This window comes from Candidatus Aquicultor sp. (genome assembly GCF_054640775.1).
On record NZ_JBTSLF010000234.1, the window covers coordinates 1 to 3,590 of the forward strand.

Genomic DNA, 3,590 nt, shown 5'->3' on the forward strand with positions numbered 1-3,590 from the left:
CCGGACTCATGGGCGGTCATGGCTTATGATAGCATTTACCTCCTCAAGGCAGCCATCGAAAAGGCTAAAACAATAGAGACCAACGCGGTCATAAAAGCGATGGAGGGAATGAACCTGGATAGTTTAAGGGGGAAGTTCTCCATTCGACCCTTAGACCATATGGGCACAGTCCCCAGCTATCAAGGTGTTATCGCCAAAGATCCCAACTATCCATTTAAGATCTGGAAGGATATCTCTCGAATCCCCGGGGATCAGGTCATTCGATCCGAGGCTGGTGTTCGGGAGGTCTGGAAGAAAACCGGTGTGACACGCTAAGATTGAAAAAAGATACTGGATACTGGATGCCGGATACTGGTTTAATACCTATCAAGTTATCCAGTATCGGTTTTTGGTTTTATCCAGCATCCAGTATCATTCCCCCAGCAATTGTTGCTCTTATCTATTTAAAAATTTTGAGACAACACACTTAGCTACGAGTAATTTTAATGTCTTTTGATATTCTCTTCAATCAGTTTATGAGCGGAATTGCCCGGGCGGCCCTTCTCTTCTTGGTCGCCTCGGGCCTCTCTCTGACCTTTGGCGTATTAAGGGTCCTCAATTTTGCCCACGGTTCTTTGTATATGCTGGGGGCCTTTCTCACTTATTCCATCTGGAAATTTCTGCTCATACCCGTCGTCGGCTTTTATGTCGCCGCGATCCTCGCTTCTCTGATTATGGCCGGGATAGGGCTTCTGATAGAATTTTTCCTGTTGAGGCGGATTTATTCCCGAGGGTGGCCTGAGCAACTTTTAGCTACTTACGCCATCATTTTACTTATTACGGATATTGTTAAATGGGGTTGGGGCGGGGAATTTCTCTCGATCCCCAGGCCCGAACCTTTCACCGGGGCTGTTTCCCTGTTCGGATTCCCTTTCCCCTCTTACAATTTTTTTATTATTATATTGGGATTGGCCCTGGTCGTCTTCCTGTGGTGGCTTGTTTATAAAACACGTCTCGGCGACATCATCAGGGCGGCCGCCAGTGACCGCGAGATGGTTTCGGCCTTAGGCATACCTATTCCCTGGTTATTTACCTGGATATTTGTTCTAGGGGCCATGATTGCCGGAATGAGTGGCGCCGTAGCCGCGCCCTTCGGAGCGATTCGTCTGGGTATGGATGTCGAAATCATTATCGAGTGTTTTGCCGTAGTCGTCATCGGAGGTATGGGAAGTCTTCCCGGGACACTCCTGGGGTCCTTTATTATCGGAGAGGTTTATTCCTTTGGGATTATGTATAAACCGGAATTGGCCTTAGCCTTTATTTTTATCGTCATGGCCATTGTCCTTATCATTCGCCCCTGGGGATTTTTTGGAAGACCGGAAAGATAGAGATGGAAACCAAAACCAATCACCCTGAGGAAAAAAATTCATGGATCAAGAGAACGTGGTGGCTGGCCCTGCTTCTTGCCGCGGCTATCATTGCTCCCTTTGTCATCAGTGAGTTCTATCTGACGATCTTAGGTGAGGCCCTGATTATGAGCCTTCTGGCCCTGAGCTTCAATCTCCTCTTCGGGTTTATGGGGCAGCTCTCTTTCGGGCAAGCGGCCTTCTACGGCCTATCGGGATACACCGTGGCCATGATGATTACCAAGTTTCATTTTAATTTCTGGCTCAGTTTAGCGGCAGGGGTTTTGGTGGCCGCCCTTCTGGGACTGATCATAGGATTTTTTTGTGTTCGTTTGAGAGGGATCTATTTTTCTATTTTGACCCTTGCTTTCGGTCAGTTGATCTATTTCGTCATTTATAAGTGGCATGATTTTACCGGGGGTGATGATGGGATCCAAGGGGTCTATCCACCGGATCTGCTCAATTCTCCGATCAGTTACTATTTCTTCATTCTTATCGTCTTTATCCTGGCGACCTATCTTTTGTGGCGGATTGTGAATTCACCTTTTGGGTATACCCTTAAATCCATGCGGGAGAATTCTGAGAGGACCGAGTTCTTAGGGATCAGTATCGCCAGATACCAGTTGGTGGCTTTTATTATCGCTGCGGCCTACGCCGGTGTGGCCGGAGCCCTGTGGGCCCCTTTTTATCGCTCCATGGCCCCCTCGGCTTTGTTTTGGCTGAAGTCGGCGGAACCCGTCAATGCAGCCATTCTGGGAGGATCCTCTCTTTTCTTTGGACCCGTTTTTGGAATGTTCATTATGACCTTCTTTCATGCCTGGGTTTTGGCCTACACCGTTTTCTGGGCATTTATCATGGGGGTTCTAATTCTTATCGTTATCTTCTTCCTCCCCGGTGGGATGCTTGGTTTTGCTGCCGAGAAGCTTAAGGGACGAAGAGAAACCAGAAATGAACGGGCCAACCGCCCCTAAAAATTGCGGATTAAAAATCTCGGCCTGGTATAGGCAGGCCAACAAAATTTAAACCTGGAAATCAGCAGGCCATGTTTCTAAAAACGCAAGGATTAACCAAGGAATTCGGAAAACTTCGAGCGGTAAATGAGGTAACCCTCGAAATCCGACAGGGAGATATCCACGCCATCATCGGTCCAAACGGGGCCGGAAAATCAACCTACTTTAATCTGATTACCGGTTACCACCGAGTCACCAGCGGAAAGACTCTGTTCAAGGATAAAGAAATCACTCAGTTGCCCGCTTATCGTCGATGCAAACTAGGCATCACCCGATCTTTTCAGATCACCAGTATCTATCCGAAACTCAGCGTTTACGAAAGTGTTTTAATGGGCTTATTGACTCACCGCCGGATTACCCTCGATTTTTTCTCCTCGGCCAAAAAGCATTTTAAAGAAGAAGTCTGGCGTATCTTGGAAGATGTAGGATTGGCGGACCAAGCCAATCGGTTGGGAGATTCCATTTCTCACGGGGACAAAAAGAGACTGGAACTGGGCATTACCCTGGGGACCGAACCCGAGATTTTGCTCCTGGATGAACCGACCTGCGGCATGTCTCCTGATGAGACGGAAACGACCATGATTTTTGTTAAAAAGTTGGTTGAGGAAAAAGGGTTGACCATCCTCTTCACCGAACATGACATGAGTGTGGTATTCGGGATAGCAAAAAGGATCTCCGTCCTTCATCAAGGGACTTTGATCGCCGATGGGAAACCCGAAGAGGTCAGGGCGAACGAAGAGGTCCGGAAAGTTTATTTGGGTGGCACAGCATGATTCTTGAGGTCAACGACATTCACACCTACTATGGCACCAGTCATATCCTCTTCGGCGTCTCAATAGAAATCAAAGAAAGGGAATCCGTTTGCCTCCTGGGGAGGAACGGGGCTGGGAAGACAACCACCTTAAGAAGCATTATCGGTCTGACGCCTCCTCGTTCGGGAAGCATCAAGTTTAACGGCCAAGAGATCACCAATAAACCCCCATATCGCATTGCCTCCCTGGGTGTTGGCTTTGTACCGGATGACCGAAGAATTTTTCCAGATTTAACCGTTCGCCAGAACATCCTTGTCGCCCGAAAAGAAAGAGAGGGAGGGGTCTGGGACCTGGACCGAATATACACGCTCTTTCCGAAATTGAAGGAACTTGATTCGCACATGGGCAACCACCTCTCCGGCGGGGAACAACAGATGTTGACT

Annotated in this window: 5 protein-coding genes; all 5 read left to right on the forward strand. The window is 48.2% G+C overall.

Features of this window, described 5'->3' with window-relative positions:
• Positions 1 to 315 (forward strand): ABC transporter substrate-binding protein (locus ACYC56_RS13340; RefSeq protein ID WP_461374664.1); only part of this gene is annotated, 315 nt, incomplete at its 5' end.
• A 170-nt stretch (positions 316 to 485) separates the two neighbouring features.
• Complete coding sequence (locus ACYC56_RS13345; protein ID WP_461374665.1) at positions 486 to 1,367, forward strand: branched-chain amino acid ABC transporter permease; 882 nt, start codon at positions 486 to 488, stop codon at positions 1,365 to 1,367.
• A gap of 2 nt (positions 1,368 to 1,369) precedes the next feature.
• Complete coding sequence (locus ACYC56_RS13350; RefSeq protein ID WP_461374666.1) at positions 1,370 to 2,356, forward strand: branched-chain amino acid ABC transporter permease; 987 nt, start codon at positions 1,370 to 1,372, stop codon at positions 2,354 to 2,356.
• 71 nt (positions 2,357 to 2,427) lie between these two features.
• On the forward strand, positions 2,428 to 3,168 hold the full coding sequence (locus ACYC56_RS13355; protein WP_461374667.1) for an ABC transporter ATP-binding protein: 741 nt from the start codon (positions 2,428 to 2,430) through the stop codon (positions 3,166 to 3,168).
• Positions 3,165 to 3,590: ABC transporter ATP-binding protein (locus ACYC56_RS13360; RefSeq protein ID WP_461374668.1), on the forward strand; the 426-nt coding region annotated here is incomplete at its 3' end. The genes ACYC56_RS13355 and ACYC56_RS13360, both read left to right, overlap by 4 nt.